Genomic DNA, 25,568 nt, shown 5'->3' on the forward strand with positions numbered 1-25,568 from the left:
GGGGGTCGCTTTCAGGCTACCTCGACGCGGCGCTAAACTCTCGCTTCTGTTTCCATGCATGCACAACACGAGGGACGCAACGCCAACGCTTGCAATGTACTTTTGCCGTAGATAGACTCGTGCATATAAGCGAGTAAATCGCGCCGGCAAAGTCAGGTGAACGTTTGCCTGCGGCACATAGCAGGAGATCAAGTTGGTAACTGCCAAACCTCGCTCAACCAATCCGGCTTCAGTTGACGCGTCCAGAAACGCTTTTTGGCGCCTCCTTCTGTTTGTGGCGAGGCTGCCATTTGCCATTCTCGGTGTTTTCGCCCGTTCGATATTCTACAGCGCGTGGTATTTGGCCTTTTATCTCTTGTGCATGTTGCGGCCGTTCACCGGTATGTTGGTATTGGCCGCACTGGTCATGCTGCCGATGTCGATCGTCGTTTTTGCCCATCCCGATGCTGCTCACGGCATGCCGTTCTGGGCGTTCGGCCTGATGGGACTTGTCTTGGTCGCCTTTGCGCTCGGCTACACGCTTTTTGTCGACTGGATCACGCCACCGGGGGCCGAAGATCCGTTCGAACGTTATCGTCGCTCCGATCGTTGGCGGGAATGACGGTAATCAAGACGCCTGTGTTCACAGCAAATCACAGATCAAAAATGTGGCTTCACGAACCGATTGGCGCTTGCTGCGGCATCCATATCCTTCCGTCGGAAGTAGATCGCCCTGCCGCAGCGGATCGGACTGTGTCCTTGCACGATTATAATCTGCTCGTCTTTCCGCATCGATTGCGTGATTTCGTGTGGCATGATCAAGGGGCGGCGTTGGAAATTGACGTTTTCTGATTTGCGCGATGCGCCGTTCTTCATATCCCAGCCGATGTTGCGGGAACTTCCCTTCACCTCGACTGTCATCTCGCCACATTGGGCCGAGACATTGCGCGCTGTATCAAGCGCTTTGATTGCCGCATAGGACGTGAAGGCGCAGCCATCGATCCATGAGATCGCTCCGTCCTTTCCGAAGTGTCGTTCCAGTTGTCCAACGGATTGGTACATCAGCATCATGGATATGCCGTATTTGCGACCCCGATCGCGTGCTTCTTCCAGAACGCGCATGTAGCCGAGAAGGTCGACCTCATCGAGCATGAAGAGTGCCCGTCGTTTGAAGTGGCCGTCGGCCTGTATCATGGCGTTGATCAGCGCCCCGATGATCACTCGACCTATGCCCGGATAGGAGCGCAGGATTAACGCAGGGATGTTAAGAAACACATCGTTCTTGCCAGTGACGATGTCGCTCGGTTTGAAGGTATTACCGCAGACAAGTGCTGCATAATTGTCGAGCGAGAGCCATTGCGTGTCCTTCGAAGCGGTCGAATAAACGCCGGAGAATGTCTGCTCGGTCATGTTGGTAAAGACGCCCAAGGTTTCCCGGATGAACGCCGAACCCGAATTCTCCTGAATGTCGCGCAGCATGGCGAGCACCGATGGCTCAGGTTCGGAAACGATCTGTCTCAGGCTGCGCAGATTTCGCCGACCTTCATATTCTGACGATAGCATCACATGTGCGAGCAGTCCTGTCAGGAGATTATGCGCCTGGCTTTGAAAGTAGGAGCCGGTCGAACTTTCGAAGCGTGCTGTGTCCGACAGGAGCATGTGGGCAACGCCGACGATGTCTTCTTCTCGTTTGCTTGAGGTTTCGATCCCGTCAAGTACGTTGAAGCCGATGAGTGGGTTTGTCGGATCGAGCACCATGACCTCCCGGTCGAGCTTGGCTGTGCGATGCTCTACGACCATTGGCGCAACCTCGGTTGAGGGGTCGAGGCAGATCAGCGGTCCGGTATAGCGTAACGCCGTCGGCACGACATTGCTGGTGGTTTTGTAACCTCCCGATCCGGCAAAGAAGAGTATATGCGTGGAATCGAAATCCTGCCGATAGGTGAGGAGAGGTGCTTTGCCGCCTTGTCCCCAAGTGGCACGATCATCTGGATCGAAGGGCAACTCGTGTACGATTTCCTTGTCTACGCGGTAACGCTCCCCGACAACGATCTCGCCATCAGATGGGAAGAGTGTCCCCGCAGCCGACATCGATAGCCAGTCGGCGTCGCCGAAGGCTGCGCGTCGGGCACGCTTGACCTGTCCGGGAACGACAGTGGCGATGCGTGCCGATGCAGCGACTGCCGTGAAGCCACACAACGCACCGACCACGACAACCATATCGAGATAGGAAAGTGCGGTGTCCCAGCTGACAAGACCGCGATCAACAGATGGAGCCAGACGCGCGTATTCTCGCAAGGCATAGAAGCCAACGACGCCGAGAAAGCACAGGAGGCTCATCATGGCTAACGGTCGCCGATGATGCATGGGCAAAGACCAGACCGTCAACAGTCCGGCGAGCGGTCCGAGCAGAAGTGCGGGTAACGGAGCGGCGCGCAGAAACCAATATGCTGTTTTGCCCGACATGCCGGTCGCCAATTCCGCCCACCGCCAGCCGATAATATAGACGGTGATTGCCGTGACAACGACCGGTACGAGGACGAGCAACAGGCTCGGGCTCAGTTTTCCCTTCAATGCCATTCGCGCATCTCCCGGTCACGCACGGCCTCAACCTTCTGTACCTGGGACTTGAATGCCTCTTCGCCATTATCGCGTAGCCGCCGATATTCGGGAGAGTTCATTGTCACGCGTGCCAGTTCAAGCAGGCCGCCGAGCAAGAACGCCCGGTCAGCCCTCGACAGTCCTGCCTTGACCACGATGCCACCAAGCAGGAATTTTTCGCGGGCTTCTTGTTTGCGGTCAGACGTCATTTGAAATCGCCTCCGACGTTCCAGTGTCACGATCCGTTGATCGACGTGCCGGAGCAGTTGAGCCAGAGGTCTCTTTCTTCTCTTTTTGAAATCGTGCGGTGATCTCTTCGAAGATGCGATCGATGTCCTCGTCTGCAATTTCCAACTCCGCTAATCCCGACTTGGTGGCGGCCTTGGCGAAGCGCTCGGCTGATTTAACGATTGCGGCACGTCTGCGTTCACGCAGCTTCTCGATCTGGGCATCGATATCCAGAATTGACGATTTTGCGGCCATCTGTCGTTTCCTTTTCATGCAACAAAGTTTCGATTTCGCTTTTAACTATCTGGAATAAGATAGTAAAATAAGCTATCTTGCACAAGTCCCCAAACGCCGATGCCGGAATTTTTAGTCTGATTGTCTTCTGGTGAAGCGGAATCTGGCCTGCGGCCCGATCGGTTTGAGGGCGCAATATACGTCGCTGGAGCGACGTGCTTGAAAGAAGAGGAAACCAGACGTGGCGATTATGTTCGTCAGAGCGCAGGTGATTGGAAGGGGAGCGGGACGCAGTATCGTCTCGGCTGCGGCCTATCGCCATCGCGCTCGTATGATGGACGAACAGGTCGGTACTTCATTTAGCTATCGCGGTGGCGCGTCCGAACTGGTGCATGAGGAACTGGCGCTTCCGAATGAGATTCCGGCATGGTTGAAGTCAGCTATCAAGGGGAAATCCGTCGCGGAAGCGAGCGAGGTATTTTGGAACGCGGTTGATGCGTCTGAGAAGCGGGCAGACGCACAGCTTGCGCGTGAATTGATCATCGCTTTGCCAGAGGAGCTGACGCGTGCCGAGAATATCGCCGTGGTCCGGGAATTCGTCCGGGACAATTTGACCGCAAAAGGCATGATCGCGGACTGGGTCTATCACGATAAGGATGGCAATCCGCATATCCATCTGATGACGGCACTCAGGCCCCTGACGGCAGAAGGGTTCGGGCCGAAAAAGGTGCCTGTTCTTGGAGAGGATGGTGAGCAGCTGCGCGTCGTTACGCCGGATCGGCCAATCGGCAAGATCGTCTACAGGCTTTGGGCAGGCGACAAGGAGACCATGAAGGCGTGGAAGATTGCCTGGGCGGATACAGCCAATCGGCATCTGGCACTTGCTGGCCACGAGATCCGCCTCGACGGTCGCTCCTATGCCGAGCAAGGCCTTGACGGCATCGCGCAAAAGCACCTCGGGCCAGAAAAGGCGGCGCTCGCGCGTAAGGGGATCGAGATGTTTTTTGCGCCCGGCGACCTTGCGCGTCGTCAGGAAATGGCAGACCGGCTGTTGGCGGAGCCGCAACTTTTGCTGAAGCAACTCGCCAACGAACGCTCCACTTTCGATGAGAAGGATATCGCCAGGGCGCTACATCGTTATGTTGATGACCATGTCGATTTCACCAACATACGGTCACAGTTAATGGCCTCGGATGATCTCGTACTATTGAAGGCGCAGCGGGTCGACACGGAAACGGGCAAGATGGCAGAGCCTGCCGTTTTCACCACGCGTGAGATTCTTCGCATCGAATATGACATGGCGCAGTCGGCGAATGCTCTGTCCAAGCGTTCGGGCTTCGCTATATCGGAGAAAGCCACCGCTGCTGCAATCCGTCAAATAGAGACACAGGATCCACGAAGGCCCTTCCAGCTTGATCCCGAACAGATTGATGCGGTCCGTTATGTCACAGGGGACAATGGCATTGCTGCCGTTGTAGGTCTGGCTGGTGCGGGCAAGTCGACGCTGCTTGATGCAGCACGCCTTGCCTGGGAAAGCCGAGGTTGTCGCGTAATCGGGGCGGCACTTGCTGGTAAGGCAGCAGAGGGGCTGGAGGAAAGTTCAGGCATCAAGTCCCGAACCCTTGCATCACTGGAAATGGCATGGGCTGGCGGTCGGGACCTGCTTGAAAGCGGCGACGTGCTTGTCATCGATGAAGCTGGCATGATCTCCTCGCAACAGATGGCACGTGTGCTGAAGGTGGCTGAGGATGCCGGCGCGAAGGTCGTTCTGGTTGGTGACGCCATGCAGCTTCAGCCAATACAGGCAGGTGCCGCGTTTCGGGCGATCAGTGACCGTATTGGATTTGCCGAACTTGCCGGTGTGCGGCGCCAGCGGGACGGATGGGCACGTGAGGCTTCTCGTCTGTTCGCGCACGGCGATGTGGAAAAAGGTCTCGATACCTATGCGCAGAAGGGGCGCCTCGCCGAGGCAGAAACACGGACCGAAATCATCAATCGTATCGTCGAGGATTGGACCGATGCACGGCGCGACCTGTTGCACAAAGCCGAGAATGAGGAAACCGCGCGGCAGCTTCGCGGTGACGAGTTGCTCGTCTTGGCGCATACCAATGAGGACGTGAAGCGTCTCAATGCATCTCTGCGCCACGTGATGGCGGAGGAAGGGGCACTGACCGGCGCGTGCGAATTCCAGACGGAGCGGGGGGCACGTGAATTTGCTGTCAGCGATCGGATTATTTTCCTGGAGAACGCCCGTTTTGTTGAACAACGTGCGCGCCATTTCGGTCCGCAATATGTGAAGAACGGAATGCTCGGTACGGTCATATCAACCGGCGATAAGCGGGGTGGAACGCTGTTAAGAGTTCGTCTCGATAATGGCCGAGAGGTCGTGATCAGCGAGGACAGCTATCGCAATATCGATCATGGTTACGCCGCCACAATTCATAAATCTCAAGGGGTCACCGTGGACAGGACCTTTGTGCTTGCCACAGGCATGATGGATCAGCATTTGACCTATGTCTCGATGACCCGTCACCGCGATCGCGCCGATCTTTATGCAGCACGCGAGGATTTTGAACCTAGACCGGAGTGGGGACGAAAGCCACGTGTCGATCATGCCACTGGCGCTACTGGCGAACTGGTGGAGACCGGCGAGGCTAAATTTCGGCCTGAGGACGAAGACGCCAAGCAAAGCCCTTATGCCGATGTAAAAACCGATGACGGTGCTGTTCACCGCCTTTGGGGCGTCAGCCTTCCAAAGGCATTGGAAGAGAGTGGTGTCGGCAAGGGCGATACTGTCACATTGCGCAAAGATGGCGTTGAACAGGTTAAGGTGGAAATGACCGTCGTCGACGAGCAGACTGGTCAAAAGCGAACCGAGGAGCGAGAGGTTGAGCGAAACGTCTGGGTGGCGGAATTGCAGGAAACGGCCCATGCGCGCGAGCAACGCCTCGATCGTGAGTGCCATCGGCCAGAGTTATTCACGCAACTGGTGGAACGATTGTCGCGGTCAGGCGCCAAGACGACAACGCTCGATTTTGAGAGTGAAGAGGGTTACCGGGCACAGGCCCAAGATTTTGCCAGGCGACGTGGCATCGATACACTCTCCGGGATCGCGGCTGAAATACAGGAAAGCGTTTCGGGACGACTAGCGTGGATTGTGAATAAGCGAACGCAGGTCGCAAAACTCTGGGAACGAGCGAGCGTTGCGCTCGGCTTTGCAATCGAACGCGAACGTGGCATGACGTATAGTGAGACAGGCAATAAAACCTACGCAGTGGAAATTGCCACAGCCGGAAAATATCTGATCGCGCCGACTTCGATTTTTGCCCGCAGTATCGAAGAAGACGCCCGTCGTGCACAGCTTCGCTCGGATCGTTGGAAGGAGCGGAACGAAATTCTCCGACCGGTGCTGGAAAGGATCTATCGTGATGCAGACGGTGCGCTCGCCAGACTGAACGTTCTCGCTTCCGATGCACGAACCGAGCCGCGCCAGCTTGCCGATAATCTCCTGACCAGGCCGCAGCGCCTCGGCCGTCTGCATGGTTCGGATCGCTTTGTCGATGGGCGGGCTGCGCGTGATGATCAAAATGCGGCGCTGGGTGCGCTGTCGGAACTCGTGCCGCTGGCGCGCGCCCATGCCACCGAATTCCGACGTCAGGCCGCACGCTTCGGTATCCGTGAGCAGCAACGGCGTGCACATATGTCCCTGTCGATCCCAATGCTGTCGAAGCCGGCGATGGCGCGTCTCGTCGAACTCGAGATTATCCGTGAACGGGGTGGGACCGATGCTTACAAGACCGCTTTCCGCTACGTCGTGGAGGATCGCCAACTGGTTCAGGAGGTAAAATGCCTTAATGATGCCTTGACGGCTCGGTTCGGCTGGAGTGCCTTTACCAAGAAGGCCGACGCGGTTGCCGAGCGTCACGTGACTGATCGCATGCCGGAGAATATCTCACCCGAGCGCCGCGAAAAACTCATGCGTCTGTTCAACGTGGTCAGGCGTTTTTCTGAAGAACAGTACCTAACCGAGAACCAGGATCGTTCAAAGACCGTTGCTGGTGCGAGCATCCAAAATCATAAGGAGATCACGCCGATGCTACCGATGCTTGCTGCCGTGACGGAGTTCAAAACATCTGTGGGCGAGGAAGCGCGAAGGCGTGCGATCGATGTCGCACTTTATCGGCATCATCGCGCGGCACTCACCGAGACAGCGACACTTATCTGGCGGGATCCTGCGGGGGCAGTAACAAAGGTCGAAGAACTTGTCATGAAGGGGTTTGCGGGTGAGCGAATTGCTGCAGCGCTTAGCAACGATCCATCGGCCTATGGTGCATTGCGTGGCTCCGATCGCTTGATGGACAGGCTACTTGCTACCGGACGTGAACGGAAAGAAGCGGTTCAGGCTGTGCTGGAAGTGGCGAGCCGGGTGCATTCACTTGGTGCGTCGTGGGCATCTGCCCTGGACGCGGAGACACAAGCGGTCATCGAAGAGCGGCGGAGCATGACAGTTGCCATTCCCGGCCTGTCACGAGCGGCCGAAGATGCGCTCTCGCAATTGGTTAATAAGCAGAACGAGCGAAGGGAGTGGGGTAATAAGCGCGAGGTTAGAGTAAATTCGCTCGAGCCACGCATAGCCCGGGAGTTTGCTGCTGTCAGTCGGGCTCTTGATGAGCGTTTCGGTCGAAGTGCAATTTTGCGAGGTGAAAACGACGTAACCAACCGTGTCTCACCGGCACAACACCAAGCCTTCGCGGCGATGCGACTGCGGTTGCAGATAATACAGAAGACGGTGCGGGCAGAAAGCAGCCAGGAGATTGTTGCCGAACACCAGCAACGTCGCATCGATCGCGGACGAGGTGTCGTCCGATAGGTGCTTGAGAAAACCGAAAGGAAGTTCAACATGGTCAGCCTTCTTGCCAAAGAAGCCCGTCATGTTCTGCGGCTCCCGTCTGATGTTCAATGGCGGAGTACGGCCCGTTCGTATCTTCTACACCAACCGCTGGCACCCTCCCGCCAAACGCGTTCGTTCAACGGTCCCATGTCGGCCATAGAAGAACCGTAGATTGACGGTTCATGACTGTCTAACTCGAAGAGGGATGTGCATTTATTGGGCCTCACTCCTCTTCGTCAGGTGAACGGCACATAGTTTCTCGATCTCAGCGATGAGGAGGCTCGTTTGTTTCAAAAGCCAGCGGAGTGCTTCTTCAGTAATGTCGAAATGGGGAGAATAGCGCGCCTTCACATAGGCCTCGTTGACGATATTGAACCATGCCTTGTAGCGCTGTTGATCTTGCGGCCACGCCTTGGCGAGTTCATTGTGTTGCCCTTCTGCAAGCCGGCGCAAGAATTTTAGGTTGTGTGAAGACGGCGAGTAGTTTGTCGTTACCAATAGGAAGGTGGAATAAGCCTGTTCTATCGCTTGATGGAGCAGGAAAGCAGCCTCTTTGAAAATTCCCTTCTCGACGCAAAAATTCGCAGTCAATACAAAATTGCGTGCATGCGGTAGCCGGTCGTCAAAATATTCCTTCGCGATACGATAGGCATCTTCCGGATTGAGAATCCCGGGCTGGGCGAGCGACTCGGGGTCGAGTTCGTAAAGGACGATGCCTTCTTTGCGAATGTCAGTGAAGAAATATCGTCCTTCCTTAATTCGCGTGTTCACCTCGCGAAGCGAATGGACGATGAAGTTTACCGGCGTCTGCACATCTCGCAGGCGCATAAGCCGGTCTTCGGTTTTGCGCCAGAACTCAAAGTCCGCCAATTTCCGGTTGTTGACGATAATCAGCAGATCAAAATCAGAGCGGTAACCTTTGCCAGTATGCGGCTCATCCACCTGTGTGCCGCGCGCATAGGATCCAAAGAGAATTACCTTGACGATACGACCCCGCTTCTTGAATTCCGCCGCCCCCTCCTTGAGCGCATCCTCGAATTCCTCGAATATTATTTCCAGCACGCGCTGCAACTCACGCTGTTTTACGTGAGGCAGGTGATCGATACGGTCTTTCATCAGCACGGGTGCACCTGTGGGTCAAAAGAAAGGGCGACGAACTATTTCGTGTGTCGGCTTAAATTGCAAAATTCAACGACGCCGATCAACAAAGCCTTTGCAAAGATCGTGCGGTTTTACTCCTATATGGTGCCGTAACAGATTTAAAATTACGAGATGGCAACTGCCTCGGCCTTTATGTCCAGCGCATATTCCCTTTGTTGTTGCGTTCCTGAAAATATCTTGAATTTCATCTAAACCCTATATCCAATTATTGCCACAACTATTTGATTCTGTTACAAGACAGTGCATATTTGAGCAACACATGCCAGGGACGACGATACAGCGTCTGCTGTTAAAAAATCCGCCATGCGGTCTCTCTAACGTCCGGCTCCAATCTATTTTCCCCTCCGCCGGACGCAGGAGGAATAGTTGTGTTGCAAATTTCGAATGTAAAAGCTGCCCGCGAACTTTTGCAGCAGGACGCTATCCGTCATGGCACGGAAGACAGTCTGGTCGTCGATGCCACGAGGCGAATCTATGCGGATACAGCGCCGACAGCTGCTGCGCTTTTTGCACTCGACGCCTGGTTCGAAAATGATCAACGTAATTTTCAGTTCTGGACGCGGATTTTTCAGCGCCTCATGAATTGAAACTTATTGCAACGGGTCTGCCCACTGATCGAGAGCATAGCCGCGGCCCTGCGCAGTTCTGACCAAATTTTGACCATGCCGCGCCAATGCACGCCGTATATGGCCGATATGAATGTCGACCGTGCGTGGCTCGACGATAGCTCCCTGGCCCCACACTGCGTCGATGAGGTCCTGCCTGCTCCAAACAATTTCAGGCTTTTGCATGAGCGCTTCAAGCAAACGGAACTGCAACGGCGTGAGTTTGACGCGATGCCCGTTGCGAAACACCCGAACCTGCGAACGGTTCAGCAGCAGGTCGCAATAGGTCAAAACAACTCTCGTGGCATCCGTAGCCGCGATACTGCCTCGGTATTTTTGGAGAAATCCCAGCAAAACAAGGGGATCGAACGGAGGGTTCAGGACCAGATCCAAACGTTCTTTGATCTGATGTCCAGTATCGAAACCACTCCTGTTCAGTAAAACCAACGCGAGACCTGGAAGCCGTTCCCCAAGGTGAAGAAACTCGGAAAGCTCAGCCTCGCCGTCCCATATCAAGACACTCGGATCCCGTTCGGCGCCTATCTTGGCAGTCGTCAAATCTTTGAGCTGTGATGCGAGTTCCGCATCGAACCCTTCAACCGAGAGCAGATGACGAAGCATCAAAAACAATTGCGCGTCAGATGTTTTTATCAGAACCTTCGACATAACATTCATTGTCCCGTTGAAGCACTATTAAGGCGAAACGTATTCTCCCCCGTTTACATCGATCGTGGCACCATTGACGAAGCCAGCATTTTCCGAAGCGAGGAAAGCGATCAGAGCTGTTACATCGTCAGGGCTTCCCAAGCGGCCGACCGGAATACGCGAAAGGGCATCTCGATTTGAATCGGAATCAACTGGGCTAGTCATTCCCGTTACGATATGTCCCGGCGCAACAATATTGGCCGTAATTCCTGTCCCGCCAAGCGTGGACACGAGAGAACGAAGGCAACCCGATAGTGCATCTTTTGATGCGGTATAAGCGCTGCCAGCGAGTCTGGGTACCGCCCTGCTAGCAATAGAACCAACCAAAACGATTCTACCGAAGCGCCGTTTAATCAGATCCGGCAAAATACATTGGCAACAAAGGACGGGTCCGATCAAATTGGTTGAAAGGACTGCGTTCCATTCCTCAATCGTTGTCTCGACAAACGCTGCAGCTTTGCCATCTTTTGCTTTAGGCGATACGCCAGCATTACAGATCAGAGTGTCTGGCGAACCCCAATGGTCTCGCACGGTATCGAAAAAGCCGACAATTGCTGTCGGTTCACTTATGTCTACACACCGATACAAGATGGCATCTTTACCGAATTGCGAAATGAGCAACTCTCCAGCCGCCGAGACTCGTTGCCGCGTCTGCCCGAAAAACGCTACTTTGTAGCCTTCACTGGCCAATTGTCTGACCGTTGACAGCCCAATGCCTGAGCTGCCCCCGGTAACAACGGCTATACGCTCGCATACTCCAGCCGTCATGCTGCCTGATCCATTGCCGCAAAAAGAGAAAGCGGAGGATGAGCGTCGGGATCGGTAATCACTTCAATGAGCGATGGTTTGCCACTTTCAATGCTCAGACGCAGCTGCTGCGAGAAGTCAGCAGCATTAGCGACAGTGGCAGATCGACATCCGCATGCTGAAGCGATCGCCGCGTGATCGACCGGAGCAAAATGGCACGCGGTTGTGTATCGGTCGAATTTTACGGTTTCCGCATCTTTCTGGAAGCCCAACACGCCATTGTTCAGAAGGACAACGGTGACAGGTAACTGCATACGTATCATCGTTTCCAGTTCGGCCCAACTATGCGCAAATCCACCGTCTCCTACGATGGCTACCACCGGGTTGTCAGGACGGGCAACTTTTACCCCCATCGCAAGCGGTAAGCCCCATCCAAGGCCAGCAAGCCCGCGCGGCGTAATGAATCTTGTGCCTACCTTGCGACAGCGAAGCTGACCCACGACCCACATAGACGAATAGCTCGCATCCGCCACGACCGTTACGTTTTGATCGAGCCAGGGCTGCAATTCCTGCATAACGCGCTCAGGCCTCATCGTGACTGATCGATCCTCAAGAACCGATCGGCGAGCTTCGTCATATTCCGCCCAGAAACCCGCAATTCTTTTTTCGTAAGCGAGGCGCGGCATACTGCGCCGAAGGAAGTCTCTTTTCGATAACGCTGCGCACAAAGCCGTGAGCGTTTCGTGCGCATCGCCATGCAAACGCAACGCTTCGTAATTGCGCCCGATTTCAGCGGGGTCAATGTCAATGTGTATGATTTTCGCTGAAGGAGGAAACTGCTGCCAATTGTCGGTTCCGTTCTGATTGGTGCGTGTTCCGGCAAGGATAACCAGATCGGCTTCCTTCATCAGTTGGCGACTGTAGAAACCCAACGATCTTGGGCCAGTCAGCGCTCCCAGAACGCCAGCAGACAGAGGATGGAATTCGTCAACTGCCCCTTTGCCCATATTGGTCGTGAACACGGGAAGGGAGGCTATTTCCTGAAGGCGAGCCAATGCTGCCGCTGCGCCACCGGCGTGAATACCACCGCCAGCCAGCACAACGGGGTTGTGCGCGTCAGCAATAGTATCCGCCGCAGTCTGAATGAGATCGTCCGATGGACGAAACCTGTCAAGCGGCCAGTAGCCAAGACAAGCAGTTCTCGGCTTATCGATCTTCGGAGCCGGGCTGCGCAGCAGGTCCGCCGGCAACAAAAGCGCGACCGGTCCCGCTCGTCCACTTGTCGCGGCGGTAAAAGCTGCATCGATGTAGTCATCGACGCGCTCGGCCACATTAAGTCGACGGACCCATTTCGTGCAGGACTGGAAGAGGGCGATTTGATCGATATCCTGAAAGGCGTTCTTGTCCGTTTGGTTCCGCTCGACATCCTGCACAAGCGCGACAACTGGGATGCTCGCTTTCAGGGCTTCGGCTAGTGGTGGAACCAGCAGCGTAGCCGCAGGACCGTTCTGCGCCGCGACGACCCCCACCTTGCCGGAAACACGGGCATAACCGTCCGCCATCGCTCCGCCCATATTTTCCTGCCGATAGGCGATCTGGCGAATTCCGCAGGCTTCGGCCGCAAGAATAACAGCGGAGGGGAGACTTTGTGCGAAGATCACCTCGACGCCATGGCGGACAAGTGCTTGAGCGATACGATCAGCAACGCTGTCTGTAATTGCGGCATGTTTCATGGGTGGTCCTCCCGAACGGGGCTTTGTGCAAGGAAATTATCAAAAAGCGAGGCAATGAGCTCGACTTCTGTGTCGCCCATCGGGGTCGATAGGCTGGCTGCCGCTCCAAAGGGCAACAGCACGCCATTCCGGGCGAAATGCCGTGTGAGCTCTCGCATGCGTAAGGCCTGATCAGCCGACATGATCGAAGCGCGGTAATCAGTCGGCGCTTCACGTTTTGGATGAATGCGGAAGAGGGACGCGGCTCCAGTGATCGAATAGGGAGCCTGTCGCGACTGAGCGGTTTGCGACAGACGCGCACGCAAGGTATCTCCCAATTCTTCGAGTCGTACGAAGGCATCGGGTGTCAATGCATTCATGGCAGCAAGACCTGCCGCCATGGAGACCGGGTTAGCGGAGAATGTCCCACCTTGCGGAACAGGCAGCTTGCCGTCCCGTTTTTCGAAGACCGACATGACTTCGGCGCGCCCGCCGATGGCTCCAATTGGAAAACCGCCCCCGATGATCTTGCCGGTTGCTATCAGATCGGGACCAAGACCGTAGCGGTCCGAAGCACCCGTATAACCTTGCCTGATATTCAACACCTCATCGGCGATCAGCAGAATGCCATGCTTTTGCGCGAAAGTCGTCAGTGCCCCAATAAACCCCTCGTCTGGCGCAAATAGCCCGGCCCGGCTTGGCATAGGATCAATCAAAATACCGGCGATCCGATGCACATGGCTCTCGAGTTTCGAACTGATCTCCTCCTTGTCATTGAACTGGAGGACAATGACATCGTCGCCAAGGCTGGTCGGCGCACCACGATATCCGGGCCGCGCAACGCTTCGACCCGACTCGTCGGTGGGATAGGTACCGGTTTGCCCCGTTTCAGCCCAATCGTAACCTCCGTGATAAGCTCCCTCAAAGCGAACAATCGCAGAGCGGCCTGTGAATGCTCGTGCGGCCTTGATTGCAAACATGACCGCTTCGGTCCCGCTATTGACGAAGCGAACCTTTTCCATTGCGGGAATACGCGAGATCAACAATTCAGCCAGTGCGACCTCGTGTTCCGTCGGATTGGAAAAACAGGTCCCGTTCCGCAAAAGCCGCGCAACAACTTCCGCAATTGGCTCGAAGCCGTGTCCGTGAATAAGGGTGGTAAAGTTGTTGTTCAGATCCAGAAGGCGGTTCCCATCCACATCAACGAGATAGGCGCCATGGCCACGTTCAATGTAAATCGGTATTGGATCAATATCGATCGTGACGCGTGACACACCCTGCGGCAAAGCCCGCAGACCGCGGGCATAAAGGTGTGACGATTCCGTTCTCTGCACCGGAACGTCACGGTGTATTTTCGGATTGGGTATCATTGATTGGGCCTTTTAAACGCACTTCAGCTAACGCTATTGCGTTGCCTACACAATTTTGTTGCAACAAAAATGTGAAAGGTCAAGCCCATACAACAAAAATCTATCTTATCGTGGAGCGTGCTCGCGCCGCCTGCCGCAAGCGCCGATAGCCATCCCGAATATCGTTCTCGAAGGCGGCGCGCAAGGATGCACCATCCTTGTCCTCCAGCGATTCAATGGCTATCTGGTGGTTTCGTACCCCGTATTTTTCTTCGGCAAACTCCGGATAGAGATCGTAAAGAGATGGGCCAACCCTGAGCCAGGTCCCTTCGATCATGGATAAAAGCCGAGGCATTCCGGCCATTCCATAAACATGAAAATGGAAATCCTTGTTGTGCCGCAAAACCGTATCGTAAGCGCGCCGGTCCAGCGCGTCGTTTATATAGCTCTGAATATCCTTAAGTTTTTCAATATCTTCATCGGTAACCGAGTTTACTGCAAGCTGTGCTGCCAGCCCTTCCAAGGCAAGCCGAATGAGCGTGATCTCGCGCAGGCTGTCTTCGTTTAAAACCGGCACGATTACGGTTTTTGGTCCCGAATAGACCAATGCGCCTTCACCGGTGAGACGGTTGATCGCGTCCCGCGCAGGAGTTGAGCTGAATCCGAGATCCTCGGCTACGGCTCGGACTGTAAGCTTCTTGCCAGGCTTGTATTCACCTCGTATCAGCCGCTCTTTCATTTCGCGGTACGCCACGTCGCCAAGACTGGGTGCCTGCCCCTCATTGGTGAGGTCCGGCAATTTTGTTGTACTCATTTAAGTCGCAATCCCTGTTGACATACCAAATTTATGATGCAACAAAATGACCATGTAAAGTTTTTGCAAAGATTTTGTCGCGTCATTCTAGGTTTTAGCAGCGCGTACTCATGGAGTCACGCGGTTGTTGGATAGGCACGCCGATGCGTCAGGAACGTCAACGATGCTTTTTGCGTCGAGACCGAATGAACGTGCACAGATACCAACGTGGTTTACGGAGGAGGAAAGATTGATCGGTCAGAAATTAATGCTTGCTGGCGTTCAGAAAAGATTTGGCGAAACCTGGGCTGTCCATGAAACCACGCTTGACATCCGGGCAGGCGAATTCGTTTCCATAATTGGACCGTCTGGTTCCGGCAAAACGACCTTGCTCACCATGATCGCCGGCTTCGAACAACCGACGAACGGCAGGATTCTGGTGGGCGGCATAGATATAACCACGCTCCCGCCCAATCGACGTAATATCGGTATGGTGTTCCAGAAATATGCGCTGTTCCCCCATCTGACGGTTCGGCAGAACATTGCGTTTCCACTGAAAATGCGTCGGCTGGGTTCGAAGAAAGAGATCCAGACACGCGTCGATGAGATGCTTGAACTGATCCGTCTCAATGACTTCGCGGACCGTTATCCGAACCAGTTGTCCGGTGGACAACAACAGCGTGTGGCCGTCGCCCGTGCGTTAGTTTTTTCTCCTCCCGTCATCTTGATGGATGAACCGCTCGGTGCCCTCGACAAGAAATTGCGAGAGGCAATGCAGTTTGAGATCAAGCGCATTCAGGAAGATCTCGCTGCAACAGTAATCTACGTCACTCACGACCAGGAAGAGGCGTTGACCATGTCCGACCGCATCGTGGTAATGCATGATGGCTGCGTCCAGCAGGTTGGTACTCCGTCAGAACTCTATAATGAACCGAACGGCACCTTCGTTGCTGACTTCATTGGGTCTATCAATTTTATTCCGGCAACTTATCGCGGCAATGAAAACGGCAAGTGCATTCTTGATATCTCAGAGGGTGTTGCTGTGGAAGTGGATCCACAACTTCATCCCCAACTGGCACACAAATCTATCGGTTCCGATATCAGGATGGCAATGAGGCCGGAACATGTTCGTATCTCTTCCGATCAGAGTAGGGGACAACTGTCCGGTACGATCGAGGCGTCCGTCTTCATCGGTTCGAGCACTGTCGTCTTTGTCCGACTTGACGCTTTTCCAAATATCGACCTTCGTGTCCAATTACCTGCAATGGCATCTTCACCGGCGTTTCAAAGGAATAGCCGCGTCGGTGTAAGCTTTGATACCCTCTCACTCCTGACTTTCGACCTTGAGACGAGGTTGGCGGCATGAGTTCCTCGTTTTCCAGTCTGGGCACATTCCTTCGGGGAAGATCCGCACACCAATATCCTCCGCTAACATCCTGGCTTCTGGTGTTACCATTGTTATTTCTATTGGTCGTTGGCTTTATGTATCCGATCAGTCGACTCATCGCGCTCAGTTTTTCGGACGACGCAATAAGCTATGGACGCATCGTAGAGGGAAGTCTTTATCTCGATGTCCTGGTTTCCACAGTAGGCGTTGCGGTCGCTGTAACCGCCATTGGCTGCGTGCTCGGTTTTCCTGTCGCTTTGGTCATGGCAAGAGCGGGAAAGCTTGCCGGGATTATAGCGGCGATTTGTGTGTTCATTCCGCTCTGGACTTCGGTTCTAGTTCGCTCCTATGCCTGGATTGTCCTGTTGCAGCGAAACGGGATTGTGAATGGGGTTCTCAGCGCTTTCGGTTTGACCGAGCAGCCCCTCAAGCTTCTTTACACGCAAGGAGCGGTGACGCTGGCGATGGCACATGTTCTGATGCCTTTCGTTGTGTTGCCCATTTATGCGGCGCTCAAAGCTATACCCAAGGACCTCGATCGAGCTGCTCTTAACCTTGGCGCAAGTCCGTGGAAGGCTTTCTTCGTCGTCACGTTTCCTTTGTGTCTTCCCGGGATATTTGCCGGCGCCACATTGTGCTTTGTTTTGGCGCTCGGTTTTTACATAACGCCCGCTCTGGTTGGAGGGCCGGATTCGATGTTGATGGCAACGCTGATCGGTCAGGAGACCACTGTGACACTCGATTGGCCCTTTGCTGCTGCTCTTTCTACCGTGTTGCTCGGCATGACAATTATTTTTGTCGCATGCTTCCGGCGAGTACTGGCACTCAATAAGGGGTTCGCAAGTGTCCATTAATCAGTTCTCTACAATCAGTTCGAGGCCGGAGATCGGGACTTCAAGAATGTCACTGAAGGGAGGGCGCATGGGTAATCTCGCCTGGAAACTGTTCGCGGCCTTCTTCGTGAGCATCGTATTGTTGTTTCTCATTCTACCCACGTTGATCATAGTTCCAATGTCGTTCAGCCAGACGGATTATCTGCAATTCCCGCCGCAAGGTTTGTCGTTGAGATGGTACGCTGCTTATTTCGGCGATCCTGACTGGATGGCGTCAACATGGTTCAGCCTGAAAATCGCCTTGGCGACAGCCGTGACTTCCACCGTTGTGGGAACCATGGCGGCTCTCGCCTTTGTCAGAGGCGAGCTACCCTTCAAAGGGGTGTTCCAGGTACTGACGATCGGCCCGATGATCGTTCCGCATATTGTACTGGGTGTCGCCCTCTATCTGGTTTTTGCACCGCATCAATTGACCGGAACCTTTTCAGGATTTCTGGTTAGTCACACGGTCCTGTCGGTTCCATTCGTGATGATTACCGTAGTCGCGGCTCTGCAGCGTTTTGATCCAGCATTGGAGCTTGCCGCCCTGAACTGCGGAGCAGGGCGTGGCAGAGCGTTTTTCCACATCACTTTGCCGATAATCGCACCAAGTATCGGGGCCGGATTCGTCTTCGCCTTTCTGGCCTCATTTGATGAGGCCACTGTCGCGTTCTTCATTTCGGACATCAGCGGCAAGACGATCGGCAGAAAGATGTTTGAAGACATAGACTTTAATCTGACACCTACCATTGCAGCCGCCTCCACCATGGTTGTCCTGGTGTCAATGTGCCTTATTGCACTGTCGTTCGTACTGTCACGTTCCAAGCAAAACTGAGAAAAGGGGAGATAATTATGACACTTCATAAAGTGGCCGAATTCGCCCGTCGATCCACGGCCGTCGCGACGATAATGCTTGCGATAAGCGGGTATGCTAGCACGACATCGGCCAGCGAGGTCGTGATCGCATCGACGGGAGGGGCGTATGATCGCGCACTAAAGGAAGCCTGGTTTGATCCATTTACAGCGCAGACGGGGATCCGCGTAAAAATTGTGTCCGCAACCAATTCGGAGATGCGGGCGAAAGCCTCAGCAATGGTCAAAGCAGGAAACGTTTCATGGGATCTTTATCTCGATGGAGAAATCCAATCGGAATCGGAAGCTCACCGACACGTAACCGAAGATCTCAGCGAGTTTTGTAAGGCATTCGCCAAACGACCCGATTTGGCGGCGAACGCTTGTGCGCCAGGCGGTGCTTTGCTCCAGTCAACTGCAACGTTGCTCGTCTACCGAAAAGAAAAGGAAGACCAGCGGGAACCGCGGACATGGGCTGATATGTGGAATACAGCCGAGTTTCCCGGAGGTCGAGCATTCCCGAATTTTGATGATCCCTGGCGCGTATTGGCTGCCGCCTTGCTTGCTGACGGTGTGACACGTGACGAACTTTTCCCACTCGATATCGACCGAGCATTCAAAAAGCTGGATGAAATCCGTCCCGCCGTCTCGTTATGGTGGAAGAGTGGCGATCAAAGTGTACAAGGATTTCGAAACAACGAATACGCGCTCGGTCAAATCTGGCTTACCCGTGCACGTGCACTGCAAACTGAAGGCCTCCCGATTGGTTGGTCCTATGAAGCATCGTTCTTGGTTGGCGATCGCATTGCGCTCGTGCGAGGAGCGCCAAATCGCGAAAATGCCCTCAAACTTATAGCTTTTTGGCTTGATAATCCGGCCGCGCAGGCCAAAGCGTGCGATGTCTTGGCCTGTACGCCGCCGAGCACCGAGGCAATTGCAATGATGTCCGAGGAAACCAAGCGCTTCATGCCAACAGCAACACAAGTTCGAGATATCGTCGTGGTTCCAGATGCCAAATGGATCAACGAGAATGCCAGGAAGTTGCTGCAGAGTTGGAATATGTGGGTTCGAGGTTGAACATCGCGATAGTACGCAAGGATACGCCGGACCGTTTCAGTGCCGGCGCCTTGATATCTTCGGAGCGCGCTGAACTGTAAATTTTACCCGCACAAGCGAAAGCAGTCAGCCTGCGGTGTGGGAACAACGCACGAATGAACGCAGCCCTGAAGGACAAGCTCGAAGGTTCAAGGATGTGAAATCCCGGTGTGGTCATTATCCACCGTACGTCATGTTAAATATTTATGCATCGATTTGGTATAACAAAAAAGTGAACAAAATTTCTATTATTGTATAAATATTTACATAAATATTGACCTGAAAAGAATTCTTATTAAAATTCTTCATAATTTTGATAATTTATGTCGCAACATTGATATCGACGGAGAATGCTGGCCGTGAATCTTAGCGTAAAGATCTGCACACAAAACCCGCAGAACTACCTCATACTTAGTCACATTCTCAGTGTTGCCGGCTATAAGCCGAGCCTCATGAGCCTGCAGGCTCCATCAAACTTGGCAACGGAAGCAATACCATATGCGATACTGTTTGATACAAGCGAGAACACAGAACCCATTCTTGAGCTTTGTGTTGCAATTAAACAAAATTCCACCACCAGAGCTATAATTCTCGTAGCGTTGGCTCAATCTTGCAATTCACTGAATTTTCTTGATTTTTTGCAGGCTGGATTCGACGAATTTTTCCCTCATCCTTTCGTGCCCGAGCGAGTGCTGTCATTTTTACACGACCGGCAAACCGCAACTTTGGAGCGCACAACATTAGCGTCCGATCGCCATAGCAGTATCCATGTTGGCGAACTGAATATCCTGACAAGCGAAAGGACCCTGAGATTTGGGGAAATGGAAATTCGGTTGACACCCACCGAGTTTCGAATTTTGCGAGGGTTCATTGCCGCACCGGGCCAAGTCATGAAGCGAGAGCAACTGATCAAAATCGGTTGGCCGCCGCATCACTATGTCCAACCGCGAACCGTAGACGTCCACGTCGGTAATCTGAGGCGTCAGCTATGGAAATTAACCGGAAAGAACCTTATCCGAACAGTTTATACGACCGGATATGCGTTCGAATTTTCACAATAAACTCACAAAGGATAGGAATATAAATTTTTTGAATAATATATCTGAGAATTCTTATTAAATGCTTTGTTGCGAGAAAGCATTTGGGAAGTTTTCATACTGGCACCACAATGGAGGATGTGATGCCAAAGACTTCGTTTGAATCGTCTCAAGCTCTATCTGGAACGGGTGTCCGCAACACGGCCAAGTTGATCGGTATTGCAGACTCCCATTTTGACGCTGCCCATCTTCAAGGTGTTATGGCACTTTATGCCGACCCGAGAGAAGGACGCCAGGTCCAGCTACGTGGTCGCAACGAGACCATCGTTGATTTCGTCCGGTGTTCCTATCTAGGGTTGGACAACCACCCACGTATTGTCGCGGGAGCCATTGAGGCAGTTCGACAAAACGGTAGTTTGCACTGGTCGTGCGCGCGGACAAGGCTGAACTTCGCGCAGCTTGTCGAACTCGAAGAGGTGCTTTCAACGCTCTTCGAAGCCCGCTCTATTACTTATACGAGCGTTCTGGCCGCCAACATGAGCGCACTCCCACTGGTTGCTTCTGGTCATCTGACAGACGGTATAAAGCCGACGATGGTTTTCGATCGCTTTGCTCACGCGACCCTTGCCTACCATAAGAAAACAGTGGCCGATGAAACCGCCGTTCAAACGATTCCTCACAACGACTATGAAATGCTTGAGGACATCTGTAAAAAAAACCGAAGCGTAGCTTACATTTGCGATGGCGTTTACTCCATGGGGGGCAGCGCGCACATCGATGAATTGAAACGTTTGCAAGAAAAATACGGGTTGTTTCTCTACATTGACGATGCACACGGTGTATCCATTGTCGGAAGGAAAGGGCAAGGTTATGCGAGATCCCAGTTCGATAACCTTGGAGGTCGAACCATAATTGTCACATCGTTAGGCAAGGGATTTGGAGCATCTGGGGGGCTGCTGATGCTTGGAACCGCCCACCAGGAAAGTTTGTTTCGTCGTTATGCTATTGCGCACGCATTCTCAGCGTCACTCAATACTGCCGCTATTGGTGCTGGGCTGGCTTCAGCTGAAATCCATCAGTCTTCAGAGCTAGGGCAACGACAGGCCGCATTGCAGGACAATATCGCACTTTTCGACAGACTGATCCCCACAGCTCAATCGGGCTCCGCGCTGCCGATCCGCATTATCCGCATCGGCGATGAAATGACATCTATTGGGTGTGCCCAGGAGCTTTTGAAGAACAATTTCTACGCCTCAGCTATCTTCTTTCCAACCGTAGCCAGGGGCGAAGCAGGACTACGGGTTTCCATTACCGCCAGCCATCAGGCGAATGAGATTGAGAGTTTTTGCAGCGCTGTCAAAGAGCTCCTGATCGATAATGGCTAGCCCCAACTGGCTCGATCAGGGAAACAGATTTCTATAGTCATCATGTTATCGAGAACCGGTCTGCTCCGTGACACCTCACCTTCGTGACGACCAGCAGTAGTTAAACGATAATAGATTTCCCGTCTGAGAACAACGACGACGGTGCAATCAGTTTCGCGACCGTAATGGGAGAAATGCACTCTGCACGTTGCGACGTAAGGAACTTACGGCTTCCATGATGAAAAATATCACAAACACGTACAGTACCGAAGCGTTCGTACCTCATTCCAACCCGGAGGAGGCAGGCAAATTTCTATGCATTGAGTTCAGCGCATGTTTGGTGTCTGTCGAAATCATTGGCCGGAATAGTGTTATCAGTTTCGGCGATGGTTACGCGTTTCTGCGGCCCGTCGCGGATGGCATTCACGTTCGAGTGGAGGCTACGTGCCTCATTACATTCATAGGAATCCAGTCTCTCCTTACGGTTAGCTTCGCTTTACGAAGTCCTGTTAAGGTCCATGAACCTGGCTGCGACTGAGATCAAGCTGCGCTGTACCTGCGCCGGGGCAAGATGGTTGTCTCTGATTTACTGGACGATCTTCAGCCGGTTGAGTTCTTTTTGCAATATCGTGATCAAACAAGACATGGCTGCTCCCATCTGCTGCTTGCATCCGGAAATCCAGTCTTCCTTTCCTTGTTTAATTTGAACAGGACATGAGGAGCAAAATCCGTTGAGTCTCTAACTTGCACTTGCGTAGCATTTGTAAACTGCTCTTGGTGTAATTATCTGATTAATCAGCTTTTCTTTGAAAAATAGGCAAAGATCTCAGCTGGTGTCTCAAATCTAAGATCCTTGCGCTCTGTTGCCTTGAGATTAGGGGCGAGGGCGGATGTCGGCCAAACGATTGATGGGAGTGGGGTCCGCCATCGTTTCTATCCGGCGGGCCAATGCTCCATCATTATCGCCGCCTGATCGTCAAGCCGCCTATCATGATCGCTCGGGTCATCTCGGGGCTACTCGCACCTCAACACGAAGCTAATTGTGATTCCAACCTTATGCATCGGTTTAATGCATCTGTGAATTCCATCGCTACACTAGATGTTTAGTCCCGGCATTTGATGGATCGGATTTATCATGAATCTTTCCGGCTCTGTTGTCCAGATTTTGCAGACGAACTCGTATGGTGTGAGACCTCGAAGCCTCTTCAACCGCCGACCAAAATTGTAGGCATTGATAAAGTCGATCATGTGCCTGCGTAGTTGCTCATGATTGTCATAGTGGAACCGCTTTACCGTTGCATCCTTGATAGTGCGGTTCATCCGTTCGACCTGGCCATTGGTCCATGGATGGCGGGGTTTGGTCAGGCGATGTTCGATGTCGAGATCAGCACAAGCCATCTCGAATGAATGGCAGCGAAAGGGCACGTTATCTCTGCGCATGGCCTTGATATCTTCAGGTGTCCAGCCATCGCCGGTTGGATCGGTGAAGTGGGTTCCATTGTCGGTCAACACAGTATGGATTTTGTATGGTATAGCCATAGCCAGGGCACGGAGGAAGTTCCCAGCAACACGCCGGGTTGCCTTTTCAACCAGTTGGGCGAAGGCGAATTTGGATGTTCGATCAATGGCCACAAAGAGATAAAGCCTGCCTTCTGCTGTATGCACCTCGGCAATGTCGATGTGAAAATAGCCGATTGGATAATTTTTGAACTTCTTTTTCGGTTCCTTATCGCCTTCAACATCGGGCAAGCGCGAAATGCCGTGACGCTGCAAGCATCGATGCAACGACGAGCGTGTCAGGTGCGGAATTGTGGGCTGAAGCGCATACAGGCAATCACCAAGAGGTAGTAATGTATGTCTGCGGAAGGCGACAACGACAGCTTCCTCTTCCAGTGACAGAACTGTCGAGTGCGGATCTTTCGGTCCCGTCGGCAGATCAGCCGAGGAAGTTCTCTTCTTCCATTTGGCAACTGTCTTCTGATTGATCCCGTATCGTCGCGAGAGCGCCCTCAGGCTCTCTTCACTATTTTGTATTGCTCGACGGACTGCCTCTGTCGTCGTGGCGCTTCCATGTAAAACCTGGACCATAGTGCTTCCCTCCATTCGTACGAGAAAATTGCACCATCAAAGTCTGGGATCAAACACATCATCAGTGTGGCGGCTGTGACAACGTGGGAATGACGACGCCACTTATCCAAACTAACTCCGGTTTCGACTTTGAACAAACGTGCCATATTGCGCTCACTCATTCCGACGCTTTTCGCCCATGCCGAAACGGTTTTCTTTTGATACGGGTTGGCCAGCAGCGCATCGCAATAGGAGCGCAAGCGTGGATCGGATGGCAATGGCAAGTTAAGAAACCCTGGCTCTGCCGTAAGCAGCTCGTCAATCAATACCTCAATGATACGGTCCTCTGGTCCGTCTGTTTCATAGTTGTTTGGTAATTGGGCCGTTCTCAAGATGAGCGCTTTGAGAAAGGGGGAAATGCTGATTGCGAAACAGACCGATTGCATACGCATCGCAATGGAAGGCTGCAGGAAGATAACAAATCCTTTGGCGTCGCCAACACTACGAAACCGGTGCACGACACCACCAGGAACCCATATGCCACTTTGCGAAGGTGCTACTCAAATACCATCATGCTGCGTCTCGAGTTTAACCATACCGCGAGTTACGAAAATGAGCTGTCCTTTGTCGTGCTGGTGAAAGGGGAGGTTCCAGTGTTCTGGCACGTCCTCAAGATTAGCTGCCGCCACTCTAGTATCATTGTTATGAGGATACTTTGTGTCAAAATCTGTTATGATCATAGACATGGGAAAGCACCATTCATCTAGCTCAATTTTACGGATACTATTTCGCTGCCAAAGAAATATTCTAACGAAACTCTATAGAGGGCTTCAAGAACTAACTCAATCGTAAAGAAGACCGTGTAGTTTGCCCGACTAAGGGCTCACTAACGCTCGTGGACAAGGGTTGACTGCGGAATTGATTTTTGATCCAAGGCTGCCATTTGAAGGCTGCTTTGGGCGAACGGATAGGTCTGACAGACGAGGAATGGTCGGTAATCAATCCTTTTCTACTTGCTGAAAGCGGGCGTGGATGCCGCCCTGCTCAGGACGATCGGCGTATTTCGAAGGCATGATGTGGATGGCGCGCACAGGAGCGCAATGGCGGCATCTGCCTGATGAATACGGCAAGTGGTACAGCGTCTTCCGCCGATATCGGCGCTGGATCGAGACCGGCGTTTTCGAGGCAATGTTTGAGAAACTGGCCGAACTGGTGGAGCGGGATCGAAGGGCTGACCGCTCGGCTTCGTCCTGACGCCCGGACAAACGCATGACAACCAGGGCTTTGCGCCGTTGTTCCGGATGATTTCTGACCGGATCGATGCGTTCCTCGCCGACAAGGGGTACGACGCTGACGCCATTCGTGAAGAGATCTCAAGCGCCAATATCGAGGCCGTCATCCCGACAAAAAGCAACAGACGCCAACCAATCCCGCACGACAAAGCCAAATACAAATGGCGCAATCAGATCGAGCGTCAAACGAGGCCACCTCCACATGGACACTGGAAAACAACCACATTCACCTGTCGAGTATGACGGCACCTGGCGCGATGAACGCTGATGCATTTCGTGCTTACGTCGATCAGATTCTCATACCAACCCTGACGCCTGGTGGTATCGTCATCATGGATAATCTCCCCGTTCATAAGGTTGTGGGCACCAAGGAAGCAATCGAAGCGGCAGGTGCTAAACTGCGGTATCTGCCGCCTTATAGTCCCGATTTCAATCCAATTGAAATGGCACTTTCGAAGCTCAAAGCCCATCTGCGGGCGAAAGCAAAACGCTCAATTGAAGCTCTATGAGATGTCCAGGCAAAGTCATTACACTGTTCGAACCTGCTGAGTGCGCAAACTACTTCGCCGCATGCGGTTATGACCCAACATAAAATGA

General features: G+C 53.2%; 21 protein-coding genes and 2 pseudogenes. 12 read left to right on the plus strand and 11 right to left on the minus strand.

Annotation, left to right across the window (positions count from 1 at the left end; translation table 11 throughout):
* Nucleotides 1–193: 193 nt before the first annotated feature.
* Nucleotides 194–601, plus strand: coding sequence for a hypothetical protein (locus QBD01_RS08465; protein ID WP_280992425.1), 408 nt, complete (start codon nucleotides 194–196; stop codon nucleotides 599–601).
* A 38-nt stretch (nucleotides 602–639) separates the two neighbouring features.
* Here the strand turns inward: QBD01_RS08465 and traG are convergent, their stop codons facing one another.
* Genes traG through QBD01_RS08480 form a run of 3 tightly spaced genes read right to left on the minus strand, consistent with a single transcriptional unit; the run spans nucleotide 640 to nucleotide 3,063 of the window.
* Nucleotides 640–2,559, minus strand: coding sequence for a Ti-type conjugative transfer system protein TraG (gene traG / locus QBD01_RS08470; protein ID WP_280992426.1), 1,920 nt, complete (start codon nucleotides 2,557–2,559; stop codon nucleotides 640–642).
* Nucleotides 2,550–2,789 (minus strand): conjugal transfer protein TraD, encoded by a 240-nt coding sequence (locus tag QBD01_RS08475; protein WP_280992427.1) that lies wholly within the window; start codon nucleotides 2,787–2,789, stop codon nucleotides 2,550–2,552. The genes traG and QBD01_RS08475 overlap by 10 nt, the downstream gene beginning before the upstream one ends.
* Nucleotides 2,779–3,063: a TraC family protein gene (locus tag QBD01_RS08480; protein ID WP_280992428.1), complete on the minus strand. Its 285-nt coding sequence runs from the start codon at nucleotides 3,061–3,063 to the stop codon at nucleotides 2,779–2,781. The genes QBD01_RS08475 and QBD01_RS08480 overlap by 11 nt, the downstream gene beginning before the upstream one ends.
* A 220-nt stretch (nucleotides 3,064–3,283) precedes the next feature.
* Between QBD01_RS08480 and traA the strand changes: the two genes are divergently transcribed.
* On the plus strand, nucleotides 3,284–7,912 hold the full coding sequence (gene traA / locus QBD01_RS08485) for a Ti-type conjugative transfer relaxase TraA (protein WP_280992429.1): 4,629 nt from the start codon (nucleotides 3,284–3,286) through the stop codon (nucleotides 7,910–7,912).
* Between the two features lie 234 nt (nucleotides 7,913–8,146).
* Here the strand turns inward: traA and QBD01_RS08490 are convergent, their stop codons facing one another.
* Complete coding sequence (locus QBD01_RS08490; RefSeq protein WP_280992430.1) at nucleotides 8,147–9,049, minus strand: nucleotidyltransferase and HEPN domain-containing protein; 903 nt, start codon at nucleotides 9,047–9,049, stop codon at nucleotides 8,147–8,149.
* A 413-nt stretch (nucleotides 9,050–9,462) separates the two neighbouring features.
* On the opposite strand from QBD01_RS08490, the gene QBD01_RS08495 reads away from it, so the two are divergent.
* Complete coding sequence (locus tag QBD01_RS08495) at nucleotides 9,463–9,681, plus strand: hypothetical protein (protein WP_280992431.1); 219 nt, start codon at nucleotides 9,463–9,465, stop codon at nucleotides 9,679–9,681.
* Between the two features lie 3 nt (nucleotides 9,682–9,684).
* Here the strand turns inward: QBD01_RS08495 and QBD01_RS08500 are convergent, their stop codons facing one another.
* The 5 genes from QBD01_RS08500 to QBD01_RS08520 all read right to left on the minus strand — a co-directional run bounded on the left by QBD01_RS08500 (nucleotide 9,685) and on the right by QBD01_RS08520 (nucleotide 15,026).
* Entirely contained in the window at nucleotides 9,685–10,365 is a 681-nt protein-coding gene (locus tag QBD01_RS08500; protein ID WP_280992432.1) for a response regulator transcription factor, read from the minus strand.
* 27 nt (nucleotides 10,366–10,392) lie between these two features.
* Nucleotides 10,393–11,172 (minus strand): 3-oxoacyl-ACP reductase FabG, encoded by a 780-nt coding sequence (gene fabG, locus QBD01_RS08505; RefSeq protein ID WP_280992433.1) that lies wholly within the window; start codon nucleotides 11,170–11,172, stop codon nucleotides 10,393–10,395.
* Nucleotides 11,169–12,884: an acetolactate synthase catalytic subunit gene (locus tag QBD01_RS08510; RefSeq protein ID WP_280992434.1), complete on the minus strand. Its 1,716-nt coding sequence runs from the start codon at nucleotides 12,882–12,884 to the stop codon at nucleotides 11,169–11,171. The genes fabG and QBD01_RS08510 overlap by 4 nt, the downstream gene beginning before the upstream one ends.
* Entirely contained in the window at nucleotides 12,881–14,233 is a 1,353-nt protein-coding gene (locus QBD01_RS08515; protein WP_392391343.1) for an aspartate aminotransferase family protein, read from the minus strand. Before QBD01_RS08515 ends, QBD01_RS08510 begins: the two co-directional genes overlap by 4 nt.
* Before the next feature lie 100 nt (nucleotides 14,234–14,333).
* The gene (locus QBD01_RS08520; RefSeq protein ID WP_280992435.1) at nucleotides 14,334–15,026 is read right to left on the minus strand and encodes a GntR family transcriptional regulator; all 693 of its coding nucleotides are present in this window, start codon (nucleotides 15,024–15,026) and stop codon (nucleotides 14,334–14,336) included.
* A 229-nt stretch (nucleotides 15,027–15,255) separates the two neighbouring features.
* Here QBD01_RS08520 and QBD01_RS08525 point away from each other — a divergent pair, with 229 nt between their 5' ends.
* The 6 genes from QBD01_RS08525 (at nucleotide 15,256) to QBD01_RS08550 (ending at nucleotide 21,633) form a co-directional block, all read left to right on the plus strand.
* Nucleotides 15,256–16,371 carry an ABC transporter ATP-binding protein gene (locus QBD01_RS08525; RefSeq protein WP_280992436.1) on the plus strand — a complete coding sequence of 372 codons (1,116 nt, stop codon included), beginning with the start codon at nucleotides 15,256–15,258 and terminating at the stop codon, nucleotides 16,369–16,371.
* A complete protein-coding gene (locus QBD01_RS08530) occupies nucleotides 16,368–17,246 on the plus strand; it encodes an ABC transporter permease (RefSeq protein WP_280992437.1) in 879 nt (292 codons plus the stop codon). Before QBD01_RS08525 ends, QBD01_RS08530 begins: the two co-directional genes overlap by 4 nt.
* 67 nt (nucleotides 17,247–17,313) lie before the next feature.
* A complete protein-coding gene (locus QBD01_RS08535) occupies nucleotides 17,314–18,099 on the plus strand; it encodes an ABC transporter permease (RefSeq protein ID WP_182522128.1) in 786 nt (261 codons plus the stop codon).
* 74 nt (nucleotides 18,100–18,173) lie between these two features.
* Entirely contained in the window at nucleotides 18,174–19,193 is a 1,020-nt protein-coding gene (locus QBD01_RS08540; protein WP_392391351.1) for an ABC transporter substrate-binding protein, read from the plus strand.
* A gap of 470 nt (nucleotides 19,194–19,663) precedes the next feature.
* Nucleotides 19,664–20,272 (plus strand): response regulator transcription factor, encoded by a 609-nt coding sequence (locus QBD01_RS08545; protein ID WP_280992439.1) that lies wholly within the window; start codon nucleotides 19,664–19,666, stop codon nucleotides 20,270–20,272.
* 119 nt (nucleotides 20,273–20,391) lie between these two features.
* Nucleotides 20,392–21,633, plus strand: a complete 1,242-nt coding sequence (locus QBD01_RS08550) for an aminotransferase class I/II-fold pyridoxal phosphate-dependent enzyme (protein WP_280992440.1) — start codon at nucleotides 20,392–20,394, stop codon at nucleotides 21,631–21,633.
* A 1,074-nt stretch (nucleotides 21,634–22,707) separates the two neighbouring features.
* Here the strand turns inward: QBD01_RS08550 and QBD01_RS08555 are convergent.
* Both QBD01_RS08555 and QBD01_RS08560 read right to left on the minus strand, forming a co-directional pair.
* Nucleotides 22,708–23,700: an IS481 family transposase gene (locus QBD01_RS08555; RefSeq protein ID WP_280992441.1), complete on the minus strand. Its 993-nt coding sequence runs from the start codon at nucleotides 23,698–23,700 to the stop codon at nucleotides 22,708–22,710.
* On the minus strand, nucleotides 23,622–24,197 hold the full coding sequence (locus QBD01_RS08560) for an AraC family transcriptional regulator (protein WP_280992442.1): 576 nt from the start codon (nucleotides 24,195–24,197) through the stop codon (nucleotides 23,622–23,624). The genes QBD01_RS08555 and QBD01_RS08560 overlap by 79 nt, the downstream gene beginning before the upstream one ends.
* A 562-nt stretch (nucleotides 24,198–24,759) precedes the next feature.
* Here QBD01_RS08560 and QBD01_RS08565 point away from each other — a divergent pair.
* The 3 genes and pseudogenes from QBD01_RS08565 to QBD01_RS08570 all read left to right on the plus strand — a co-directional run.
* On the plus strand, nucleotides 24,760–24,933 hold the full coding sequence (locus QBD01_RS08565) for a transposase (protein ID WP_280992443.1): 174 nt from the start codon (nucleotides 24,760–24,762) through the stop codon (nucleotides 24,931–24,933).
* Nucleotides 24,934–24,971: 38 nt separating this feature from the next.
* Nucleotides 24,972–25,085 (plus strand): annotated as a pseudogene (locus QBD01_RS25435) (hypothetical protein); the annotation flags it as partial.
* Between the two features lie 63 nt (nucleotides 25,086–25,148).
* A pseudogene (locus QBD01_RS08570) lies at nucleotides 25,149–25,563 on the plus strand (transposase); the annotation flags it as partial.
* Between the last annotated feature and the right edge of the window lie 5 nt (nucleotides 25,564–25,568).

The sequence above is a fragment of the Ochrobactrum sp. 19YEA23 genome, assembly GCF_029909865.1.
GTDB classification, from domain to species: domain Bacteria; phylum Pseudomonadota; class Alphaproteobacteria; order Rhizobiales; family Rhizobiaceae; genus Brucella; species Brucella gambitense.